The organism is Neisseria sp. HMSC055H02, from assembly GCF_001813335.1.
Classification (GTDB): Bacteria; Pseudomonadota; Gammaproteobacteria; order Burkholderiales; family Neisseriaceae; genus Neisseria; species Neisseria sicca_C.
Genome location: NZ_KV812066.1, coordinates 1 through 2,755, shown reverse-complemented (window position 1 = coordinate 2,755; position 2,755 = coordinate 1). Strand labels below are relative to the sequence as shown.

Here is a 2,755-nt window from a genome sequence, read left to right as displayed (position 1 = left end):
ACCAAAGCCGCTACGACACCTGGAAAGAAGACGGCATAGGCAGGAGTATCCTGCACGGGGTAGCAGGCGGACTGACGACGGGCAGCCTTGGCGGCATATTGGCCGGCGGTGGCACTTCCCTTGCCGCGCCGTATTTGGACAAAGCGGCGGAAAACCTCGGTCCGGCGGGCAAAGCGGCGGTCAACGCGCTGGGCGGGGCGGCCATCGGCTATGCGGCGGGCGATAATGCCGGTACGGCGGCAGTAGGGGCGAATGTCGATTGGCATAATCGGCAGTTGCATCCGAGTGAATATAAATTAGCAGAACAATATGCAGATATAGTGGCTTCTCGTCTAAACATTTCAAAAGAAGAAGCACTTGGGCGAATTATTCGGCATATGCAACGAACCGTAGATTACGCAACGGCTAAAGCGGATAATTTCCGTACTGATGACGCCATTATTTCAATTTTAGGAGCAAACAATTTACCCAAGCAAGATCAACATTACACTAATCCGAACTACAACAAACAATACATTCAAAATTATGTTCGTGATTTCAATTTAGCCAATCAATACAATTATTTTGGGAAAACTCCCACTCAATCAAGGGATTATAAAGTTGGAGTTGTTACAGATATTGGTAAGGCTGCATTAAATAGCGGTATAGGTATATTTGAATCGGCTGCGAATTTAGCGACAGGGGAGATAGATCCGAACTCATGGGCTTATGTACACATGGAGCGTATAGGTTATACACATCCTGAATATGGGAATGCTCTAGAAAATACAATGACACTTGGTGTCGCTGCAGTTACCGCTGGGCGTACTGGAACACAAGCAGGAAAAATAGGAACAGTTAAACCGAGTAGTTTTGCTAATGAAAGTTTGTTAAATGACCATTTCATTAAACACGGTGCTGAATTTAATGTAAAAAATGCAAGCGAATACTTAAAAATTGGTCAAGATACTGTAAATAAAGGTATTCCTGTTCAATATGATTATAATGGTTCAAAACGAACTGGATATATTCAGTTTTTGGGTACTGATTCCAAAGGTCAATCTAAATTTATTTTTGTTGGAACCAATGAAAATGGTAGTATTACTACGATACATACAAAATCAGGAAAAGACTTTTGGAGAACTTTGAATAACAATCCAAAAAACAAAACAATTTATCCAAAGGCAAGATAAAATGTTATATAAATGTAAAATCAAAAAGTTAGATAACACCATTGAAGAGGCAGTATTGATTGAAATAAATGGTTATGAACTACATTGTTTTATATCATACTGCCCATTCAAAATATTTGAAAATCAATTTTATGAAGTGGAATTATCCTATGAAATCTTTAATGATTACATACTGGATAAATCAACTTCAAATATTGGATTTAGAAAAATAGATGATAGTTTCAAGTATGAAATAACGGCAGAATTAAAAAATAATCATCTAACCCTACAAAATATACAATTTGAAGAAGATGAGTATTTAATAAACTACTCTTATCTTGATAATTGTTTGGTTACATTAACGGTTGATAGAATAAGTGTTTCATTTATTAGAGAAATTCAGGCAGCCTGAAACCTGTTGTGGATACCGTTGGCAGTTTAGCGATTGGTTATGCCACAGGCGGCAATGCTGGGGCTTTTACTGGTGCGAATGCAGATTGGAATAATCGGCAGTTGCATCCGAAAGAAACACAAATCCTTAACAAACTGTCAAAAGGCAAATCGGCTGAAGAACAGTACCGCCTAAAAGCCGCTGCATGTGCATTAACCCAGTGCGCTGAAGGCGTACCTGACTTCGAGCCTCTTTATAAAGGACTAAAAAACCTCCAAGATGCCGGTAAACAGTTTGTAGCGGAACAAAACGTATTGATGCGGACGGGTGTATTTAAATATGGAACATGGAACAGCCTGAATGATATACGCAGCAGTTACGACCGATTCGAGAATCGTTGTTTGCAGGTCCAAGTGGAAAGTTTGTAAAATTTGAAACCACATATCAAGTATTACCAAACGGAACAAGGGTATTTAATACAGTAATTCCCAAAGGGGGACAATAATGTCTGAAAATATGTTACTTAACTCAGATGAGTTAATGTGGTTTTTTGAAAAAGAACCAGTAATTAGCGAAGATGAAAGTTGTGTTATTTCAAATTAAATGACGGTATCAATAATTTTGAAATTGCCTTTGGATATGCTTTGCCGTATGTATCCATAAAAGTTTTTTCATCCATTGGAATGATTTGCTCATATTATTTAGAGCAAATTATTGAAATGAAAATAAAAAATGATGAGATAAGTGAATATCTTTATGTTGAATTAAAACAAAATAACGATGTTAGTAGTTTTAGCATAAGAATAAAACCACATATCCAAATAAACTTGCAATCGCTTTGTAGCTAATAAGCAGTAGCGTGAGCAACTTTTTTGGCATTTACTGCAATAACATTCAGGCAGCCTGAAAAACGTGTTTGACAAAGATAGTGCCAGTGTAGCCTGTGCAATTAACGCGAATTGTTAAATAGCAAGCGTTGCCCACGCAGTTCAATTTCGTACATTAAAACTATGTTTTAATGTGAAATATTTCATTTCAGGCAGCCTTTCTACCATGCCATTAGAATTGCGTATTCGCAGTAAATCACCACGCAATCACACCGCACACCGATTTACTACGTTGATTTGGTGGTCAGAAGCGGTTTGAGCTTAAATGAAGCCATTAGCAAGCCGTAGCCCATATGAAACCTAAACTCAACAAGTAGGATGTGTGC

General features: G+C 38.1%; 2 protein-coding genes and 1 pseudogene. All 3 read left to right on the top strand.

The window, feature by feature from the left end; genetic code table 11:
- A pseudogene (locus HMPREF2907_RS13395) lies at positions 1-1,172 on the top strand (hypothetical protein); the annotation flags it as partial.
- Position 1,173: 1 nt separating this feature from the next.
- Entirely contained in the window at positions 1,174-1,563 is a 390-nt protein-coding gene (locus tag HMPREF2907_RS01245; RefSeq protein WP_000965859.1) for a hypothetical protein, read from the top strand.
- Between the two features lie 8 nt (positions 1,564-1,571).
- Positions 1,572-1,970, top strand: coding sequence for a hypothetical protein (locus HMPREF2907_RS13075; protein ID WP_070679224.1), 399 nt, complete (start codon positions 1,572-1,574; stop codon positions 1,968-1,970).
- Positions 1,971-2,755: the final 785 nt, after the last annotated feature.

Coding starts and splice junctions, on each gene's coding strand:
- HMPREF2907_RS01245 (WP_000965859.1), top strand. CDS start 1,174: ATGTTATATAAATGTAAAATCAAAAAGTTAGATAACACCATTGAAGAG.